The organism is Facklamia languida CCUG 37842 (genome assembly GCF_000245795.1).
In the GTDB taxonomy this organism is placed as follows: Bacteria; Bacillota; Bacilli; order Lactobacillales; family Aerococcaceae; genus Facklamia; species Facklamia languida.
The window spans coordinates 1532628-1551640 of sequence record NZ_JH601133.1; the positions used below are offsets into that span (position 1 = coordinate 1532628).

A 19013-nucleotide genomic window follows, 5' to 3' on the forward strand; every position below is an offset into this window, starting at 1 on the left:
TGATCCTAGGATAGGGGCTTAAAGAAAACTATTCAAGGGGGGTAATTTTTGATAAGATAGAGTGTAGCGATTAAATGCTTGTGAAGGAAGTGAAGTCCAGTGGATAGCCAACAAATGAAAGAAAGACAAAAACGCATTCGAAATTTTTCTATTATTGCCCATATTGACCATGGGAAGTCAACCCTCGCAGACCGGATCCTGCAGCAGACCGAGTCGGTAGCTGAACGGGATATGAAGAACCAATTGCTCGATTCGATGGATCTTGAGCGGGAGCGCGGAATTACCATTAAGCTCAATGCAGTCGAATTATCCTATACGGCCCAGGATGGCCAGGAATATATTTTTCATCTGATCGACACACCCGGGCATGTCGATTTTGCCTATGAAGTTTCTCGATCCTTAGCTGCGTGTGAAGGCGCGATTCTAGTGGTGGATGCCGCCCAAGGGATTGAAGCCCAGACGTTGGCGAATGTCTATTTGGCTTTAGATAATGACTTGGAAATCCTCCCAGTGATCAACAAGATTGACCTGCCTTCTGCTGACCCCGAAAAGGTCCGCTATGAAATTGAAGAAGTCATTGGTCTAGATGCCTCAGAAGCGGTCTTGGCTTCGGCTAAGGCGGGTATCGGTATTTCGGATATTTTGGAACAGATTGTTGAGAAAGTACCAGCTCCCCAAGGGAATATTGATGAACCCTTGCAGGCCCTCATCTTTGACTCCGCTTATGATGCCTATCGCGGGGTGGTCTTGAATGTCCGGATTGTTAATGGGACCGTTAAGCCAGGTGATACCATTCGTTTGATGTCAAATGGCAAGGAATTTGAGGTCATTGAAGTGGGAGTCTTCTCCCCGAGTCCCATGCAACGAGACCTATTAATGGTGGGGGATGTTGGTTACATTACGGCTGGAATCAAGACCATTCAAGATACCCGGGTCGGGGATACCATTACCTCCGCTGATAAGCCAGCTGACCAGGCCTTACCTGGTTACCGCAAATTGAACCCCATGGTCTTTGCTGGTCTCTATCCCGTTGATTCCAAGGATTATAATGATCTGCGAGAATCCTTAGAAAAGTTACAACTTAATGATGCCTCCTTGCAATTTGAGGCGGAGACTTCGCAAGCGCTTGGCTTTGGTTTCCGGACTGGTTTCTTAGGCCTCTTACATATGGATGTGATTCAAGAGCGTTTGGAGCGGGAGTTCGACCTCGACTTGATTACCACAGCGCCTTCGGTGGTTTACCGCGTCATAAAGACTGACGGTCAAGAAGTAGTGGTGGATAATCCATCAGAAATGCCGGATCCGACGCTGATTGATAAGGTCTTAGAGCCTTATATCAAGGCTTCCATTATGGTGCCTAATGAATATGTCGGCGCCGTCATGGAATTGGCCCAGCGCAAGCGGGGGAACTTCATCACCATGGATTACCTGGATGAATTTCGGGTCAATGTGATCTATGAATTACCCATGGCGGAGATTGTCTACGACTTCTTCGACAAGTTGAAGTCCTCAACCAAGGGCTATGCTTCCTTGGACTATGAGTTGATCGGCTATCGTCAATCGAATCTCGTCAAGTTAGAAATTCTGCTCAATGGTGATGTGATCGATGCCTTCTCAACCATCGTCCATAAAGACTTTGCCCAAGCCCGTGGCCGGGTTCTGGTTGAGAAATTAAAGGAAATTATTCCACGGCAAATGTTTGAAGTGCCTGTCCAAGCGGCGATTGGCCATAAGATTATCGCTCGGTCCACAATTAAGGCTTACCGTAAGGACGTAACCGCTAAGCTCTATGGTGGGGACGTCTCCCGACGGAAGAAACTCCTAGAGAAACAAAAGGAAGGAAAGAAGCGGATGAAGGCGGTCGGAAATGTGGAAATACCACAAGAAGCCTTCATGGCAGTCTTACAGATGGATGAAGAAGATTAAGTGTCTCATCTTGAAGGATGATTAAGGCTTCTATCTTCTCCTAGATAAGCGATTGAATCAGCTGATTTGACTGGTAAAAATTAAAAAGCCCTAGACCATTTGGTCTAGGGTTATTTGCTTACTGAGTCTATTTGTTAGCAGACGCATCGTAGATGCCATCAATCGCTTGAGTGATTGTTTGGTTGAATGCTTCTTCTTCTTGGTCATCTCGTAGGTCTTGTGCGAGGGCCCGTGAGAAGGAAGCGATGACATGAGGAGTAGCTTTTAATTTCGCATTGGCTTCATCTGTCGCATAACCACCGGATAAAGCAACCACTCTGACCATTTGTGGGTGTTGGCTAATTTCGGTATAGGTCTCTGGTTCTTCAGGAATGGTGATCTTTAAGAGGACATATTGGTCTGCAGTCAGTTGGTTCAATTCCTTGAGGATCTCTTCTGCTAATTTTGCTTCGATCTTCGCCTTATCTTCCGCCTTAATCGATACCTCAGGTTCAATAATTGGAACCAGGCCTTTGGCAATGATTTGTTTAGCCACTTCAAATTGTTGGGCAACCACTTGCCGGATGCCTTCTTCATTGTATTCCAAGATGTTGGACCGCATCTTGGTTCCAAAGATATGGCGTTCATTGGCCCGGTCAAGTAGGGCATCCAATTGGGTTAATTCTTTCATGAGCTGAACCCCATTTTCAACAGGAGCGAGGCCTTGGTCCACTTTAACAAAGGGAACAACACCTTTATCTTCCCAGAGGTAGTCGGCTGTCTTCTTGCCTTCGATCTCACGGTCGATCGTCTGTTCAAAGAGGATGGCACCAATGACTTTCTCCTTGTTGAAAGCAGGAGCTGTAATGATACGGGTGCGCATTTGGTGGACCAAGTCAAACATTTGGTCATCATTCTCGTAACGGTCTTCAGCAATACCGTAAGCCGCTAAGGCCTTGGGAGTGGAACCGCCAGATTGGTCTAAGGCAGCAATAAAGCCTTTACCATGCTTCATTTGGTCAAATTGTTCTTGATTCATAATTCGTCTCCTTTGTGTCGATTGGTCTGCAGCAACTAATTCTATCTTAATCGCTTGGGGCTAAATTTGCAATGAGATTGATTTAACGCAGGTCGAAAGTTCCTGCTTCCGTGATGACGATATCCATGGTCAAGTCATGGTCTTCCAAGGGAATATCCTGCCGTTGAAGTGCTTGGTAGAAGGGGAGGACTAAAAGCGCTGGCTTGGTTCTGAGAATATAGCGGTCATAATACCCTCCGCCATAACCGATTCGCTGTCCTTGATTATTACAAGATACACAAGGCATAATAATTAAGTCTAAGTCCTTGGGATCAATCACTTCCGCTGATTTCAGGGGTTCTGGAATGTGATAGGCAGACTCTTCTAGCTGGGAGTCTGGACGGTAAACATGGGCTTCCATCTGACGGTTAGGATAAACTCGAGGAATGCCGACAGTCTTACCCATTTGCCAAGCCTTCTCAATAATGGGATGGCTATTAAATTCACCCTCGGTCGCATAGTAGCAGAGGAGGGTCTGGGCCGCTTTGAATGCTTCTAGGTCAAAGAGCGACTGGTAGACGGCTGCTTCTGCTTGTTGGCGGTACTCGGGTGTGAGTTTTTTCCTTTGTTCAAAGACTTCTTGTCTGAGACTTTTTTTATCCATGCTGTCATCCTTTCTATCTGAAACTTGTCTTTATTATAGCACTTTTACTAGGGGATGAAAGCGGTTTGTCAATTGGTTCGACTTCGATTAAACTTAAAGAAGTCGGTCGAGTGACGGACCTGTAAACCGATTAAACTTCAAACTGAACCAGGAGGAGCTGCTTCATGTACCAACTACCTGACCTACACGACCTGGCCCCCCAGTGGGCCCTCAAGTTAAAACATTCAACCCCCTTAGACCCTATCCAAGCTCATTTGGCCGATTTAAGCCAGGACCAGACGATTTATCCACCCCAGGACCAGGTCTTTCGGGCCTTACAACTAACCCCACCGGAGGCTGTCCGGGTCGTCCTGATCGGTCAAGATCCTTATCATGGTCCCAACCAGGCCAATGGCTTGGCCTTCTCAGTCAATCCTGGCCAGACCTTACCGCCTTCTTTGCGAAATATCTTCAAGGAATTACAATCAGACCTGGGTGGCGACTTGCGCCAGGACGGTGACTTATCCGATTGGGCCAGCCAAGGTGTCCTGCTCTTGAACCAAGTCCTAACGGTCGCTCAGGGTCAGGCTAATTCCCACCAAGCGATCGGATGGCAAGCTTGGACCCAGGACCTGGTCCGGGTGGTCAATGACTTCGACCGAGCTTTGATTTTCCTCCTATGGGGCAAAAAAGCTCAGGCCCTAATACCCTTGATTGATCAAACCAAGCACCAGGTGATTCAGTCAGCCCATCCCAGTCCCTTATCTGCCTATCGTGGTTTCTTAGGCTCTCGTCCCTTTAGCCAGATCAACCAACAATTAAAAGCCAGCGGCGAGGAGCCACTGGCTTGGGGTTAACCATCTTTCTCTTAGAGGTAGTCTGACAGGGTGAACATGATTATAATAGCGATAAAGTTATTAAAGAAATGGAAGAGGATGGTGGCGAGAACATTGCCTTGAAACTTCCAGTAGAAGAAAATAATCACTAAGGAAAGTGGTAGGTAAATCGTGGCATCCACCAAAGTTGCCATGTGGGCCCCGGTAAAGAGCACCACGGATAGGCAGGATAGGATGATCATTAAGGTCTTATTGGTCTTATCAAAGGAGCCAATGATGGCCTGACGGAAGACCAATTCTTCCACAAAGGGAGCAAAGATGGCAACCATAAAGAAGGTTAAGAAGAGGGGTTGGGACTTAGAAAGTTCATTGAGGGCCTGCTGGTTGGCAGCTAGGTTACTGAGGTCCATGAAATTCTCCAGAATCTTCATGGTGACAACCCGCAGGGCAACCATGGCGATGAAGGCACCGATGAACCAAAGGATTAAAGACTTAATCGAGGTTTGAGCCTTTAGTTCTTGCCAGTCTTGAGCCAGTGTGTCCCGGTATAGGTACCAACCTAATAAGATTAAGACAACTTGGATCGCAAATGAGAATAGCATGGTTTGATTGAGGGGCAAACCGAATGTTACGAGTGCTACTTGACCTCCGATGAAGAGCAATAGGTAGGCCAAGATCATAATCATGCCTTTACGTTTCATACAATTCCTCCTGATTCATAATAACTTTATGATAAAATTTAATAAATTAAAAAGCAAGTAGCAGTCTAGTGGTTAAAAAAAAGATGTAAAATATTTTTTGGTTTTATCAGTGATTTTGTTGACGATAAAAATGAAAAGCAGTTGTACCAATTATTGATCACTGGGGACCGCCCTCCAAAGCCATGCTTTTCCGGGCTAGGCCCACTAGGCATTGCCTAAACGGTGAACCGTAAGGCAATGCAAGCTGCGTGGCCCTTCCGCATCCCTGTGAAAAATAATCGGTACAACCTGCTTTTCATTCGATCCAACCTGAATTTTATATGCTTATTTCATTGGATTATCTATTTTGATTGGTACTGTCATTCATTTGCTATCTTAAAGGAAGAGCTTGCTTGTTACTTCCACTACAAGCACCAAAATATTTTATTAAATCATGTGATAAAGCCTTTGTTCTAATTCAAATTCACGCTCTACTAAAGTTCTAATTAAAGCAACCTTTCAACTTATTAATAGTCGGTAGACCTTCATTTTTTCTGATTGACATCTTGAAATGATAATGGATTTAGATGATCTTTTGATTGACGGCTGATAGGATCAGCCATCTTTTGACCATGATCAGGCAGTCTCCACAAGCCAAGACCAGGAGACCTATGGTATACTATTTGGAGAATGATGGCGAAGGAGCAAGCAATGAAAGAATTAAGTATTGAGCAACTAAGTAAGTCCTATGGCGTGAAGCAATTAATTAACCAGGTCGATTTTGCTATTCGTACGGGGGATCGTATCGGTTTAATCGGTCCCAATGGTACGGGAAAGTCCTCCTTCTTAAAGGTGATTGCGGGTGTTGACCATTATGACCAGGGGACCATCCGCCACCCAAACCAGTATAGCATTGCCTATCTGGACCAGCACCCCGTCCTGGATCCAGACCAGACGATCTTAGAGACAGTCTACCAATCGCCAGCACCTGTCGTGCAACTGGTCCTACGTTATGAAAAAGACCGTAAAGCCCTCGAGCAATCGCCTCATGATCCAGCGCTGCAAGCAGCCTTTACCAAGATCAGCGAACAGATGACCCGGGATGGGGGCTGGGATGTCGAGGTTCAGGCTAAGTCGATTTTGACCCAGCTTGGCTTACATGATTTAGACCGGCGAGTGGGGGACTGCTCGGGTGGTCAGCTTAAGCGGATCGGTTTAGCACAAGTCCTGATTTCACCGGCCGATCTCTTGATCTTAGACGAACCGACCAACCACCTGGATGTGCCGACCATTCAGTGGCTGGAGCACCATCTCGCCTCTTATCCAGGAGCCCTCTTGTTGGTGACACATGACCGGTATTTTCTTGAAAGGGTGGTCAATAAGATCGTAGAATTAAGGCATGGCCGTCTGATTGAATATGAAGGAAATTACCAAGCCTATCTCAGCCAGCGCGCCAGCCGACAGAGTCAACTCCAACAAGCCCAACATAAGCAGGACCGGCTTTTCCAACAGGAATTAGCCTGGATGCGTCAAGGGGCTCAAGCCCGCTCGACCAAGCAACAAGCCCGGATTCAACGCTTTAATGACTTGAAGCAGGCCATTGCTGACCGGGACCAAGAAGACCAGGCGTTCGATTTTGATTTTAACCAACAACGACTAGGTAAGAAGAGCCTGGAATTAGACCAAGTCACCATCCATAACCAGGGGCAATTGATCCTGAAGGACTATACTAAGACCTTCGTCAAGGGAGATCGGATGGGGATTGTCGGTCCGAATGGTGTCGGAAAATCAACCTTCTTAAACACCTTAGCTGGCTACCACCAATCGACCAGTGGCATCATTCACATTGGCGAGACCGTGCGGATGGCTTATTACCGCCAACTGGATCAAGACCTTCCGGGTGACCAACGCGTTCTGTCCTACCTGACCCAAGTCGCCCAAGAATTTAAGCGTCCCGATGGCAGTCAGCTGTCAGCCTCCCAGCTCTTAGAACGGTTTAACTTCCCTAAGGAGAGTCATGGGATGTTCATTTCTTCACTATCAGGTGGGGAGAGGCGGCGGCTCTACCTCTTGACGCTCTTGGTCCAAGAACCTAATCTTCTGCTCTTAGATGAGCCAACGAATGATCTGGATATTGAGACCTTAACGACTTTAGAGGACTATTTGGAGGATTTTGAGGGAATTGTGATTGTGGTGTCTCACGACCGGTATTTCTTAGACAAAACGGTCGACCAGATCCTCATTATGCAAGGACAGGGTCACTTTGATGTCTACTGGGGTTCCTATTCTGATTATTTGGCAGAAGGAGGGTCAAGGGAAGACCTAGGGGAGATGAGTGAGCCAGACCGAGTGGAAGCAGCACCTGCGCTAGAACAAAAACCTACACCACCATCTAAGCCCAAGAAGCGGATGACCTATCAGGAAAAGCAGGAATGGGCCAAGTTGCAACCGCAGATGCAAAAGGTGGAAGATCGTATTGAGGCCATTGGACCGGAAATGGAGGCTGCCAGTCATGATGCGGGTCGATTGATGGACTTACAGGAAGAACTTGACCAATTAGAGCTTGAATTGTTGACCTTATATGAACGTTATGACTATTTGAGTGATTTAGACCAATAGGGGCCAAAGACCTATAAGGAGAAAGCATATGAAAATTTATCAAGACCTGATTCAGGTCATTCTAGACCGTGGCCATGTCAAGACAGACCGAACGGGGGTTGGAACCCGGTCGCTATTTGGTTACCAGATGCGATTTAATTTACAAGAAGGCTTTCCTATCTTGACGACCAAGCGGGTGGCTTTTGGCTTGGTAAAGAGTGAACTGCTGTGGTTTCTTAGAGGGGATGCGAATATTCGCTACCTCTTAGAACATGACAACCATATTTGGGATGAATGGGCCTTCCAGCGTTATGTCAAGAGTGAGGACTACCAGGGACCGGATATGGAAGATTTTGGTCGTCGAGCCCTTTTAGATCCGGACTTCAACCAGGTCTATCAAGACCAGTTGCATCTCTTCCAGGATAAGATTCTGACAGACGAGGCTTTTGCTGCCCAATATGGGGACCTGGGTCCAATCTATGGCAAACAATGGCGGTCTTGGCCGGACCGGGACCAAGGAAAGATCGACCAGATCCAGCTACTATTGGATTCCTTGCGGCATGATCCCGATTCTCGCCGCCATCTGGTGACGGCTTGGAATCCTGCAGATGTGCCGCATGCTGCCTTGCCGCCCTGCCACTGCCTCTTCCAATTCTACGTAGCGCAAGGGCAATTATCCTGTCAACTCTACCAGCGGTCAGCGGATGTCTTTCTAGGAGTTCCTTTCAATATCAGTTCCTATGCGCTCTTAACCCACTTGATTGCACGTGAACTTGGCTTGGAAGTGGGGGAATTCATTCATACCCTAGGCGATGCCCACCTCTATCTCAACCATCAGGAGGCGGTCGACCAGTTAATGAGTCGCCAGCCCGGCCCCCTGCCGCAATTAGTGATTAAGGGGGATGAGCCGATGGACCAGTTGGACAGTTCTCAGATTCAATTGGTTGATTATCGACCTCAAGGTCCGATTGAAGCCCCGATTGCTGTTTAATGAAAAAGGAGGATAAGATGATTACATTTGTTTATGCACAAGACCGCAAGGGAGCGATTGGTTACCGCAATCAATTGCCCTGGCATTTGCCTAATGATTTGAAATTTTTCAAGGAAGTGACCATGGGCCATACCATGTTGATGGGACGTCATACCTTTGAAGGGATGGAGAAACGGTTATTACCAGGACGCAAAACTGTAGTGATGACTTCGAACCCTGATTATGGCCAAGAGATTCCTGAATTAGAAGTGGTTACTAGCGTTGAAGAAGTCCTGGACTTGGCCCAAGACCAAGAATTGATGGTCATTGGGGGCGCAGGGGTCTTTAAATCCCTCTGGGACCATGTAGACTTGATTGTTCGCACGGTGATTGATGGGGAGTTTCCAGCGGATGTCTATATGCCTCCGATTGATCCAGAAGAATTTGAATGCATCAAGTCCAAACCAGGGCGGACGGATGACAAAAATCCATACCCCCATACCTTTGAATGGTGGCAACGGAAATCAAGTAATTAAGGTTCTATAATTTGAGTCAGTGATGCTGTGTAGAATGAGAGATTTCGATTTAATTCAAATTGGTGTTATGGCAGTCTTGGGATGGCAAGGGTGCTATAGAATATAGCTAAAATCATTGATAGTCAAAAATTTCGAGAGATGGCGACTGATGTATTTACTTCATCTATTGGTTACATTAATAGCAGTGAGATTTTAAATAATGCAATTTGCTATGGACGGTCTGGAATAATGCTTTTGTTCAATTTGATGTATTTAGATACAGGAAAGATATAGTTTAAAACTATTTCTGATAATTCATTTAGAGAAATTGTAAGAGCAGCTTCTAATTCTGAGTATATATTTGTGGAGCGTGACGTATATTTTAGAGGTGTAAACTTTGATAAAGTTATTGATTATATTGATTTTGGATTGCTAAATGGTGTTTCAGGGATAGTTCTAGCTTTAATGGCACAAAGGATTGGGGCTTCCTGCCCATTGGATAGAATGTTTTTTATGCAGTGAAGTTTTAAAGTATATACTAATGGAGACATATGAGAAAGATTCTAAAAAATAAACTATATCTGAAAGTTCTGATTTCAGATTTAATATCAAATTTTGGAGATACATTATATTTTATAGCTCTCATGACCTATGTTACGGAGATTAAGGACAGTAATTTAGCCATTTCAATCGTAAATATATCAGAGACTATACCTATCTTATTTACAATATTTTTTGGTATCATTGCAGATAGAACGCTTAATAAAGTGGAGATGATTATTAAAACGTTATGGCTACGGGTGGTTCTATATTTATTGGTTGCTGTGGTTATGAATTTTAAGCCATCTATTATAGTAGTCATATTTGCTAGTATAGTTAACCTTATTGCAGATACATTGGGACAATTTGAAAATGGCCTTTTCTATCCAATATCTAATCGAATAGTGAAAAAGTCAGAAAGAGAAGAAACTATGGCGTTTAGGCAGACAGTTGTTTCTACGATGAATATTGTAAATCAATCATTTGGGGCGTTTTTTATCACTATTCTAAGTTTTTCTCACTTAGCTTTTATAAATTCTCTAACTTTTGCTATTAGCCTGTTAATTATGTTAGTTATCAAAAATCAGATTAATGATTATTATGAGGAGATGAACTCGACCAGCAAGATATCAAAATTTGATTTTAAATCTTCGTTTTCTGAGGTTGTTTCAAATTTAAAGCTCTCAATTAATCATCTATTTAGTATCGGCAACATGAAGGCTGCTTTACTTGTTATACCAATACTTAATGGGAGTTTGGCAATTCTCACGCCATTAGTTGTTGTTAATCTTTCTAAAGGTTCTAATTTGACAATTATTAATTCTGCGACTACGATCTCACTTTTGGGCATTAGCACTGTTTCAGGAGGAATACTAGGGGGCACTTTAATTCTGATTAGTAAAAAATTTAAAAACCTTTCCATAGGCACCTTGTTAAAAATGAATTTGACCACTGTTTTTCTTTCATTTGTTGCTTTTTACTTTCAAAATATTTATTTAATTATATTATCATCATTTCTTTCAAGTGTATTAGTTAGTGCATTAAATCCTAAACTGGGGGCTATCATATTTAATAATATTGATGAGACGAAGTTAGCTACAATATTTGGAGGGATGGTGACATATTTCCAAATAGGAGATATTGTATCAAGGTTACTGTTTTCTACCTTAGTGATTTACTTACCGTATAGTCATATTGCAGTAATATATATGTCATTAGTTTTTGTGGCAATTTTATATACATTTAAGGGTTCAAAGTATATAGAAAGGGAATCTTAATTAGTTAAATAATTATAGTTTCTGAAAGGTTGATATAATATGTTGGAGTATAAGTAGAGATAAGTTTTGAAATTTTAGTTTCTAATATTCACTAGTTTGTAATTTTATATAGTTTTTCCCATATATCATTAAGAAATATCGCAGGAATAAGTACTGACTTTAAATTACATAAGTTTCAGAAATATGATTTTTGGACAACCTTTAGGTACAAATAGTAAAGTAACCTGTTAATTTTTCTATTTAACGGTCATAAAAATCCTGAATTTATCTATATCTGTCAAAATTACTTTTTTTTTGAAAAATTAGGAGCCCCTTCCTTATTCTTTTATATCACGGCTGTATGTGTCCGGAAGAAAAGAAAAAGAGACCAAGCAACAGCTTGTTGCTTAGTCTACTTTCTATACCATCAACCCTATTTGACATAGAGCTGTAATTAAGCAAAGTAAAGTCGCACTGACTCGATGGAAGGAGTGAGTGCGACTTTTTTAGTATTCTATGGTTTAGCTTTAGACATAACGTAAGATGGATAAGAACATAATGGCTGCACCACCTACGACGAATAAGTGCCAGATGACATGCATCCATCTGTTGTCCTTCATCCGGTAGAAGATGGTTCCCAGGGAGTAGACAATCCCGCCCAGTGCCAAGAGGAGGACGCCGTTGAATTCGATAGTCTTAATGAGGGGATAGACGATCAGAATTCCCAACCAACCCAGGGTGAGGTACATGTAGGTTGAGAGTTTAGGGTAACGGTCAATGGCGATTAATTCAAAGACGATACCCGCTAGGGCTAGGGTCCAGATTATGGCCAGGAAGAGATAGGCCGTTCGACTTGCTAGAGAGATCATCAGATAAGGCGTATAGGTCCCCGCAATCAGGAGATAGATCGATGAATGATCGATCTTTTGGAAGAAGGGGCGGTACTTGGAGAAGGAGAAAGAGTGGTAGAGGGTCGAATTGGTAAAGAGTAAGACGAGGGAGAGGCCATAAATGATATAGGCAACAATTGAAACCCATGATTGGATATGGATCCCTTTTTTAACTAGGAACACTGTGCCGATGATGCTCAACATCGCGGCGATACCGTGGGTGACGGCATTGAAGACTTCGATGGTGATGAGTTTTCTGCTAGGTATTTCAGGCTGTTTGCCTGACTTTTTTTGTGGGTCAGCCATTGGGCTAGCCTCCTTTTTGTCTGTTTATTCGTGACATTATTGTAGCAATTTGATCTAAATTTTACCAAGGATAGGCTTTCTTGTTATGAAAAGATAATGGTTTGGACTTTTAAATGATAGAGGAATACATTATAAATTAATACTTTTGAGAAAGAAAAACATAAGAGTAGGAAGTGTTGAAGGGATCATCACAAGGGACCGCCCTTCAAAGCAGAGCTTTTCCGGGCTAGGCCCACTAGGCAATGCCTAGACGGTAAACCGTAAGGCATTGCACGCTACGTGGCCCTTCCTCTTTCCTGTGATGATCCTTCAACACTTCCTGCTCTTTATTTTTGCCTTTGGTAAATTTATTTAGATACTATCATTTAAAAGAAGGCTGGATTTAACGATTAGTCGACTTGGTTTAAAGGATATATTAACTAGGCGATCAAATAATCATAAAAATACTTGAGGATCAATCAAAAGACAAATAAGGCAAGGTAATCGTCAATAAGACAGGTCCCTCTTCTTAATCATAGGGGGCCGTCCTTCAAAGCAGAGCTTTTCCGGGCTAGGCCCACTGGGATTAAGTGATGCAATATAATAAAAAATAAAAGGCAGGGTACCATCAATTAGGCAGGTTCCAAGGCTTATCATAGGGGACCGCCCTCCAAAACAGAGTTTTTCCGGGCTAGGCCCACTAGGCAATGCCTAAACGGTAAACCGTAAGGCATTGCACGCTACGTGGATTGTCCTTACTCCCATGATTAAATAGTGAGACCTGCCTTTTATTGACGGATTCTATGTTTTAAGTTCATGTCTTTTAAATTCATCCAGTTGCCAAAAAAGAAAAAATGAATAAAGACTGCCAATATAATGACTGGGTCTTATAATTTATCGACCCTTACTTTTGATGATAAGAAGGTTAGCATTCATTTTTTAAAGAACAAACAAATATATAAGAGTCCTTGCTCTTATCGCTTCACTTCAAGAATAGGGATTAAAAATAAGATTAGAAAGAAGTCTTACCGATTTTGTCATAATAAGAAGGGCAAGATGTCTTGGATACCATCATAGCTAATATTTGCTAGTTCATATTTAAAATGTTCTTTATTTTAGCTTACCTTTAATTTATTGCTCTATAAATACGGTATGAAGGATAGTAAATAATAATTTTAATCGCTAGATCAGTAAGGATGTTTACCAATATTTGAACAAGACCAAGAATAAATATAAGAAGGCAGTCTCAATGCTTAATCAAAGGACAGTGGACGATCCACGTAGCTTGCAAGGCCTTACGGTTTACCGTTTAGGCCTTGCCTAGTGGATCGAGCCCGGAAAAGCTTGGCTTTGGAGGGCGGTCCCCTTTAATTAAGCATTGGGAACTGCCTTTTTTTATGTGTTTTTATTCTTATATATCATCATGAAATGATACTTGATCCAGGGATATTTTGATAGGCATGACAGTGAGCCTTTATGCCTTGCCCTTGACCAGCCAATAAGGATCAGAGCCTAGACTTTCAATAGACCCTGGTTCAATGGTATACTAGGGATAATTTAAGACTTGTAAGATTAGAATGAAGAAGAGGAGGGATTAAGTGGGAGCCAGCTTTTATGAATTTATCCTGCGCTATAAGGATGAAGAAGCCAATGACCCCATGAGTCGTTTGGCTAATCAAATTAGTCAAGACCGGACCTTTCCCAAGCAGAGTCAAGACTTTGACCAATTGTCGACTTATATGGAACAGAATAGTGATTATAGCCGGATGTTAACCCTGTTTGATGATGCTTGGCAGACATTTCAAGAAATATCTTAAGGAGGATAACGATGAGTACTCATATCAATGCACAAGCCGGAGCGATTGCACCTTATGTCCTATTTCCTGGTGATCCTTTACGGGCTAAGTTTATCGCTGAGACCTATTTGGAAAATGTCACCCAATATAATGACGTTCGAAATATGTTCGGCTATACCGGAGACTACCAAGGGGTAAAAGTCTCTGTACAAGGATCGGGGATGGGGATCCCTTCTGCCACGATCTATGCCGAAGAACTCTACCGTGATTATGATGTAGCAGCTATTATTCGTGTGGGTTCCGCTGGGGGCTTACAGGAGAAGGTCAAGGTGCGCGACTTGGTGATTGGCCAAGGGGCAACAACCGACTCCAGTGTGCTCAATAATATTTTTGATGGGCAAGTTTTTTTTGCGGCTTTAGCTTCCTTTGACCTCTTAGACACGGCTTATCATATTGCCCAAGAAAAGTCACTCCAAGGCGGTTTGCACGTTGGCAATATCCTATCCAGTGACCGCTTCTATAATGAAGAACTAGATAAGCAGAAGTTGGCAGACTATGGGGTCTTAGCAGTTGAGATGGAAGCGGCTGGACTTTATGCCTTAGCGAATAAATATCAACGCCAAGCCTTAGCAATCTGTACCATCTCGGACCAGATTCTGACGGGTGAGGAGACAAGTGCCCAAGAAAGAGAGCAGACCTTCACGGACATGATGGAAGTTGCCTTGGAGACCGTGGTCGCCATGAGTCAAGGGAAGAAGTAATCATTATGATCCAAATCGATAAATCACGCAAACCACACCAAACGAAAAAATCAACCCAGTCAGGCGCTGCTGGTTCCAAGAACTGGGCCTGGTTGGTTCGAGTCTTGGCTGTCTTGGCCCTCATCGGGATCTTTGTGAACCCGACCTCCAGTGTTCAAGCCCTAGACTGGTTCAAGGAGAGCATGGGAGTCAAAGAAGATGACCAACTCACTAAACAGGACTTGCAGACCTTGCAAGAAGTCTACCAGACCATTCAAAAGTACTATATCGAGGAAGTCGATAAGGAAAGCCTGATGCAAGGAGCCTTGAAGGGGATGGTTCAGGCCCTAGAAGAACCCTATTCTGAGTATTTAAGTCCGGAGGAGAGCCAGGCCTTTGATGATACGGTTGAGGGTTCCTTTACTGGGATTGGTGTCCAATTTATGATGAAAGACAATCAGGCGACAGTGATTGCGCCGATTGATGGGACTCCCGCTGCCAAGGCTGGTATCCAGGCAAATGATATCTTTGTCAGCGTGGACGGTGAGCCTCTAGACGGAATGACCTCTAACGAAGTGGTTCAACTGATCCGGGGTCCTGAAGGGTCGAAGGTGACACTCGAAGTTCAACGAGGGGACTCGCGCTTTGAGGTCGAGTTGACCCGGGCAGAGATTCCGATCACCACGGTTACCAGTGAACTAGACCCCGACCATCCAGAAGTAGGCTATCTCAAGCTAACCCAATTTGCCTCTACGACCTATGATGAACTGGTTGAAGCCATTACGGATTTAAGGGCAAAAGGAGCCAAACGCTTTATTTTTGATGTGCGGTATAACCCGGGTGGCTTACTAACGGCTGCCTTGTCGATCTCCAATATGTTCCTTAGCGATGGTCAAGTGATTATGCAGACGGTCGAGAAAGGTAAAGAACCGCAAGAATATCAAGCGACCGATGCGAATTTGGGCGACTTTCAAGTCGATGAGCCCTATGTGGTCTTGGTCGATGAGGGATCAGCGTCAGCCAGTGAGATTCTCGCGGCTGCCATCCAGGAGAATACAGATGCTTTGATCGTTGGCAGCAAAACTTTTGGTAAGGGAACCGTTCAAAATCTAACGACCTTTTCGGAATATGGTGAGTTGAAATTAACCATTGCCAAGTGGCTCACTCCTAAGGGAAATTGGATTCATGACCAGGGACTGGAGCCGGATGTCAAGGTAGAAATGCCTGCTTTAGCGACAGCTATTCGCTTGAATCCAGAAGAGACCTTGAAGGCGGGCGATGCTTCCGAATTTGTTCGGTCGGCTTCCTTGATGCTGGATGCTTTAGGTTATGACCTGGCTGAGACCACCTATTTCAATGACCAGATGACCCAAGCGGTTAAGGACTTTCAGAAGGATCATGATTTGGAGGTGACGGGTGACATTCACTCGACCACCGCTGAAGAATTGATGACCTTATCGCGCGACTATTTGCAAGAGAATGATCCGCAGTATGCCAAGGCCTTAGATGTCGTGTTAGACCAATAGACCAGGCTTTTACATGATCGAGGGATCGAGTTAGGAATGCAGTCCTCCAACTGGGAACTGCATTCTTCCTTTATTAGTGGAAGTTTGGGCAATAATAGGCCCTTTTTAAATTACGATAGATGAAATGGAGGCGGTTTGATGTATCAAATCCAATGGTATCCCGGCCACATGGCCAAGGCCCGCCGGGAGGCAGAAGAGAAGTTAAAATTAGTCGACCTGGTGATTGAGTTGGTCGATGCACGAATTCCTGAATCCAGTCGCAACCCCATGATTGCGGAAATTATTAGCCAGAAGCCTTCGATTCTGGTCTTGAATAAGCAGGATTTAGCTGATAAGCAGATGACCCAAGCCTGGCTGTCCTACTACCAAGACCAAGGACAAGTGGCCCTGGCGATTGATGCCCAACACCAAAAAGGGCTCAAGCCCCTACAAAAAGCCTGTCAGGACTTGATGGCGGATTATTTTGCCAAGCAGAAGGCGAGGGGAGTCAAGCCGCGCGCGATCCGGCTGATGATCCTAGGGATTCCCAATGTGGGCAAGTCGACCCTGATTAACCGCTTTGTCGGTAAGAACCAGGCGCAAACTGGCAACAAGCCAGGAGTAACTAAAGCCCAGCGGTGGTTGAAGCTGGGTAAGGAATTTGAACTTTTGGATACGCCAGGTATCTTGTGGCCCAAGTTTGAGGACCCTCAGACGGGCATTCATCTGGCCTTGACAGGCGCCATTAAAGACCAGTTGATCGAGATGCAGGAATTGGCCCTGGCCTTTATTCCTCATCTGCAACAATTCTATCCCCATGTTTTAGAAGAAGTGTATGGCTTGACGTCAAGTAATGAAATGGATCCTGCCACGGTATTGACCGATCTGACCCAAAGATTAGGGCTCAACCAGGACTATCCCAAAGCCGCAGAGCGGTTGATCTTTGACTTTAGGCAGAAGAAGTTAGGAGCGATTACTTTGGACCGGCCGATGGAGGACCTTCATGTTGGAGAATAAATCATTGACTCAACTGAAGGCCCTTATGGCCGATGTCAAGGACTTGGATGATGACCGGTTAGTGGCCTTGCGAAAAGATCCGCGGCAGGGAGCCAAGAAGCTGGTCCAACAAGTTGAAAAGCGTATTCAACGTCAAGCAGCGGCTTATAAAGCCTACCAAGCCCGCTTAACCTATGAGCGTCAAGTCTTGGACCAGGATCCTGGACTATTGATTGCGGGGGTCGATGAAGTGGGGCGGGGACCCATTGCGGGTCCAGTGGTGGCGGCAGCAGTGATCCTACCGTGCGATACACACAGGTGGATTGCGGTCACAGATTCCAAGCAAATCTCGGATAAGACCCGCCGGCAGATGGCGGACTTGATCCGGCAAGAAGCGGTAGCTTATGCCATTTGTGAGATTTCGCCTCAAATCATTGACCAAGTCAATATTTATCAGGCCAGCCGCTTGGCCATGAAAGGGGCGGTTGACCAATTAAGCGTTCAACCGGATTACCTCTTGATCGATGCCATGACTGTGGACTTGGACATCCCTCAAATGGCTATTACCAAAGGCGACAGCAAGTCCCTGTCAATTGCGGCAGCGTCCATCCTGGCCAAGGTCTACCGTGATGACTATATGATTCAAATGGTGCAGGAATATCCCGAGTATCACTTTGACCAACATATGGGTTATCCAACGAGCGTCCATCTCCAAGCCCTGGCGAAGTATGGTCAAACGTCCATCCACCGCCAGTCCTTTGGCCCGGTTCAAAGGACCCAGAAAAACTACAAGCCCTCATAAGGTTCGTTACCTTAACGATTAGCGCTTTTATCTGGTGGTCTTTGTACTTATTAAAGTGCAAGGAGGGAGACTATGACACTCAAACAAGCCTTAATTTATCTCATCATCAAACAGGTCTCGTACCGGGATCGATGGCATTTCATTGCCTACCGCCAGCAACTTCCCCTGGAAGATCCGGAGGCCAACCGGCAAACGGTTCAAGCGCTTATCTCGCAGGGCATTTGGTCTAATAAGTATTGCGATTTATTCCAGGACTGGGCTGACCACGTCCAGTCCATTCGAGCTTTAGAATCCCAGGCCTTGATGATTGGGGAAGCAGCTTACCCAGCCCTCTGGCTCCAGATCTACCAACCTCCCCAGATTATTTTTTACCGCGGGTCATTAGACCTTTTGAATGACCCGCTCATCTCCATTGTTGGTTCCCGTAAGCTCTCGGTTTACGGTCAAACCATCGGCCACCATCTAAGCCGAACATTGGCCCAGGCTGGCTTTTGCTTGGTGTCTGGCTTGGCCCAAGGGGCAGATGCCCTTGCTCATCGAGCGGCCCTGGGCTTAGAAAGAGGGCATACCATCGCGGTGATTGCGTCCGGCTTCCAGGCTTATTATCCTAGCCACCATCGCCAGCTCCAAGACCAACTGATGAAGGATCAGTTAGTCCTGTCGGAGTATTTGCCTAGTCAGGGCATTCGTAAACATCAATTCATCGCCCGCAATCGGCTCGTCGCCGGTCTCTCACCTGCTACACTGGTCCTGCAAGCGGCGCAGCATTCAGGCTCTTTGATTACGGCCAACTATGCACTGGAAGCTAACCGTCAAGTCTACGCCCTGCCAGGTCCTATTCATGACCCGCAATCCTATGGCTGTAATGCATTAATTGCGGCAGGTGCGACACCTGTCGTCAGTTCCCAGGACCTTTTACGGGATTTGCTGGCTCTTTACCAACGCCAAGGTTATGGCTTAACCGGCAGAATTTGACAGAAGTTAATGGTTGGTTTAAGATTGTTACGATTTTTGATTTCGATCGTAAAGAAAAGGAGT

16 protein-coding genes are annotated in these 19013 nt (G+C 44.8%); 12 read left to right on the forward strand and 4 right to left on the reverse strand.

All coding sequences use genetic code 11. The annotated features are described in order from the left end of the window. Window positions 1–114 precede the first annotated feature (114 nt). A complete protein-coding gene (lepA, locus tag HMPREF9708_RS07080; protein WP_006309596.1) occupies window positions 115–1926 on the forward strand; it encodes a translation elongation factor 4 in 1812 nt (603 codons plus the stop codon). A gap of 127 nt (window positions 1927–2053) precedes the next feature. Here the strand turns inward: lepA and HMPREF9708_RS07085 are convergent, their stop codons facing one another. Beyond that, window positions 2054–2944 carry a fructose bisphosphate aldolase gene (locus HMPREF9708_RS07085; RefSeq protein WP_006309597.1) on the reverse strand — a complete coding sequence of 297 codons (891 nt, stop codon included), beginning with the start codon at window positions 2942–2944 and terminating at the stop codon, window positions 2054–2056. 82 nt (window positions 2945–3026) lie between these two features. Further along, window positions 3027–3587: a 5-formyltetrahydrofolate cyclo-ligase gene (locus HMPREF9708_RS07090; RefSeq protein ID WP_006309598.1), complete on the reverse strand. Its 561-nt coding sequence runs from the start codon at window positions 3585–3587 to the stop codon at window positions 3027–3029. A 164-nt stretch (window positions 3588–3751) separates the two neighbouring features. Between HMPREF9708_RS07090 and ung the strand changes: the two genes are divergently transcribed. Further along, on the forward strand, window positions 3752–4423 hold the full coding sequence (ung, locus tag HMPREF9708_RS07095) for a uracil-DNA glycosylase (RefSeq protein WP_006309599.1): 672 nt from the start codon (window positions 3752–3754) through the stop codon (window positions 4421–4423). A gap of 11 nt (window positions 4424–4434) precedes the next feature. On the opposite strand, the gene HMPREF9708_RS07100 is transcribed toward ung, so the two are convergent. Further along, window positions 4435–5103 (reverse strand): CPBP family intramembrane glutamic endopeptidase, encoded by a 669-nt coding sequence (locus HMPREF9708_RS07100; protein ID WP_006309600.1) that lies wholly within the window; start codon window positions 5101–5103, stop codon window positions 4435–4437. Window positions 5104–5793: 690 nt separating this feature from the next. Here HMPREF9708_RS07100 and HMPREF9708_RS07105 point away from each other — a divergent pair. The 4 genes from HMPREF9708_RS07105 to HMPREF9708_RS07120 all read left to right on the forward strand — a co-directional run bounded on the left by HMPREF9708_RS07105 (window position 5794) and on the right by HMPREF9708_RS07120 (window position 10982). After that, entirely contained in the window at window positions 5794–7701 is a 1908-nt protein-coding gene (locus tag HMPREF9708_RS07105) for an ABC-F family ATP-binding cassette domain-containing protein (protein ID WP_006309601.1), read from the forward strand. A 28-nt stretch (window positions 7702–7729) separates the two neighbouring features. After that, the gene (locus HMPREF9708_RS07110; protein ID WP_006309602.1) at window positions 7730–8671 is read left to right on the forward strand and encodes a thymidylate synthase; all 942 of its coding nucleotides are present in this window, start codon (window positions 7730–7732) and stop codon (window positions 8669–8671) included. A 17-nt stretch (window positions 8672–8688) separates the two neighbouring features. After that, complete coding sequence (locus tag HMPREF9708_RS07115; RefSeq protein WP_006309603.1) at window positions 8689–9186, forward strand: dihydrofolate reductase; 498 nt, start codon at window positions 8689–8691, stop codon at window positions 9184–9186. Between the two features lie 530 nt (window positions 9187–9716). Beyond that, a complete protein-coding gene (locus HMPREF9708_RS07120; RefSeq protein WP_006309604.1) occupies window positions 9717–10982 on the forward strand; it encodes an MFS transporter in 1266 nt (421 codons plus the stop codon). A gap of 506 nt (window positions 10983–11488) precedes the next feature. Here HMPREF9708_RS07120 and trhA read toward each other — a convergent pair. Then, window positions 11489–12157: a PAQR family membrane homeostasis protein TrhA gene (trhA, locus tag HMPREF9708_RS07125; RefSeq protein ID WP_006309605.1), complete on the reverse strand. Its 669-nt coding sequence runs from the start codon at window positions 12155–12157 to the stop codon at window positions 11489–11491. Between the two features lie 1577 nt (window positions 12158–13734). On the opposite strand from trhA, the gene HMPREF9708_RS07130 reads away from it, so the two are divergent. From HMPREF9708_RS07130 to dprA, 6 genes are all read left to right on the forward strand, one after another. After that, complete coding sequence (locus HMPREF9708_RS07130) at window positions 13735–13953, forward strand: YozE family protein (RefSeq protein ID WP_006309606.1); 219 nt, start codon at window positions 13735–13737, stop codon at window positions 13951–13953. 11 nt (window positions 13954–13964) lie between these two features. After that, window positions 13965–14693 carry a purine-nucleoside phosphorylase gene (gene deoD, locus HMPREF9708_RS07135; RefSeq protein WP_006309607.1) on the forward strand — a complete coding sequence of 243 codons (729 nt, stop codon included), beginning with the start codon at window positions 13965–13967 and terminating at the stop codon, window positions 14691–14693. A gap of 5 nt (window positions 14694–14698) precedes the next feature. Further along, window positions 14699–16198, forward strand: a complete 1500-nt coding sequence (locus HMPREF9708_RS07140) for a S41 family peptidase (RefSeq protein ID WP_006309608.1) — start codon at window positions 14699–14701, stop codon at window positions 16196–16198. Window positions 16199–16336: 138 nt separating this feature from the next. Further along, window positions 16337–17194: a ribosome biogenesis GTPase YlqF gene (ylqF, locus tag HMPREF9708_RS07145; protein ID WP_006309609.1), complete on the forward strand. Its 858-nt coding sequence runs from the start codon at window positions 16337–16339 to the stop codon at window positions 17192–17194. Continuing rightward, on the forward strand, window positions 17181–17975 hold the full coding sequence (locus HMPREF9708_RS07150) for a ribonuclease HII (protein ID WP_006309610.1): 795 nt from the start codon (window positions 17181–17183) through the stop codon (window positions 17973–17975). The genes ylqF and HMPREF9708_RS07150 overlap by 14 nt, the downstream gene beginning before the upstream one ends. Window positions 17976–18047: 72 nt before the next feature. Continuing rightward, window positions 18048–18950, forward strand: coding sequence for a DNA-processing protein DprA (gene dprA / locus HMPREF9708_RS07155; protein ID WP_006309611.1), 903 nt, complete (start codon window positions 18048–18050; stop codon window positions 18948–18950). The last annotated feature ends 63 nt before the right edge of the window (window positions 18951–19013 follow it).

Bases quoted from the DNA above. Each gene is read 5' to 3' on its own strand.
- lepA (WP_006309596.1), top strand. From the start codon at position 115: ATGAAAGAAAGACAAAAACGCATTCGAAATTTTTCTATTATTGCCCAT.
- HMPREF9708_RS07085 (WP_006309597.1), bottom strand. From the start codon at position 2,944: ATGAATCAAGAACAATTTGACCAAATGAAGCATGGTAAAGGCTTTATT.
- HMPREF9708_RS07090 (WP_006309598.1), bottom strand. From the start codon at position 3,587: ATGGATAAAAAAAGTCTCAGACAAGAAGTCTTTGAACAAAGGAAAAAA.
- ung (WP_006309599.1), top strand. From the start codon at position 3,752: ATGTACCAACTACCTGACCTACACGACCTGGCCCCCCAGTGGGCCCTC.
- HMPREF9708_RS07100 (WP_006309600.1), bottom strand. From the start codon at position 5,103: ATGAAACGTAAAGGCATGATTATGATCTTGGCCTACCTATTGCTCTTC.
- HMPREF9708_RS07105 (WP_006309601.1), top strand. From the start codon at position 5,794: ATGAAAGAATTAAGTATTGAGCAACTAAGTAAGTCCTATGGCGTGAAG.
- HMPREF9708_RS07110 (WP_006309602.1), top strand. From the start codon at position 7,730: ATGAAAATTTATCAAGACCTGATTCAGGTCATTCTAGACCGTGGCCAT.
- HMPREF9708_RS07115 (WP_006309603.1), top strand. From the start codon at position 8,689: ATGATTACATTTGTTTATGCACAAGACCGCAAGGGAGCGATTGGTTAC.
- HMPREF9708_RS07120 (WP_006309604.1), top strand. From the start codon at position 9,717: ATGAGAAAGATTCTAAAAAATAAACTATATCTGAAAGTTCTGATTTCA.
- trhA (WP_006309605.1), bottom strand. From the start codon at position 12,157: ATGGCTGACCCACAAAAAAAGTCAGGCAAACAGCCTGAAATACCTAGC.
- deoD (WP_006309607.1), top strand. From the start codon at position 13,965: ATGAGTACTCATATCAATGCACAAGCCGGAGCGATTGCACCTTATGTC.
- HMPREF9708_RS07140 (WP_006309608.1), top strand. From the start codon at position 14,699: ATGATCCAAATCGATAAATCACGCAAACCACACCAAACGAAAAAATCA.
- ylqF (WP_006309609.1), top strand. From the start codon at position 16,337: ATGTATCAAATCCAATGGTATCCCGGCCACATGGCCAAGGCCCGCCGG.
- HMPREF9708_RS07150 (WP_006309610.1), top strand. From the start codon at position 17,181: ATGTTGGAGAATAAATCATTGACTCAACTGAAGGCCCTTATGGCCGAT.
- dprA (WP_006309611.1), top strand. From the start codon at position 18,048: ATGACACTCAAACAAGCCTTAATTTATCTCATCATCAAACAGGTCTCG.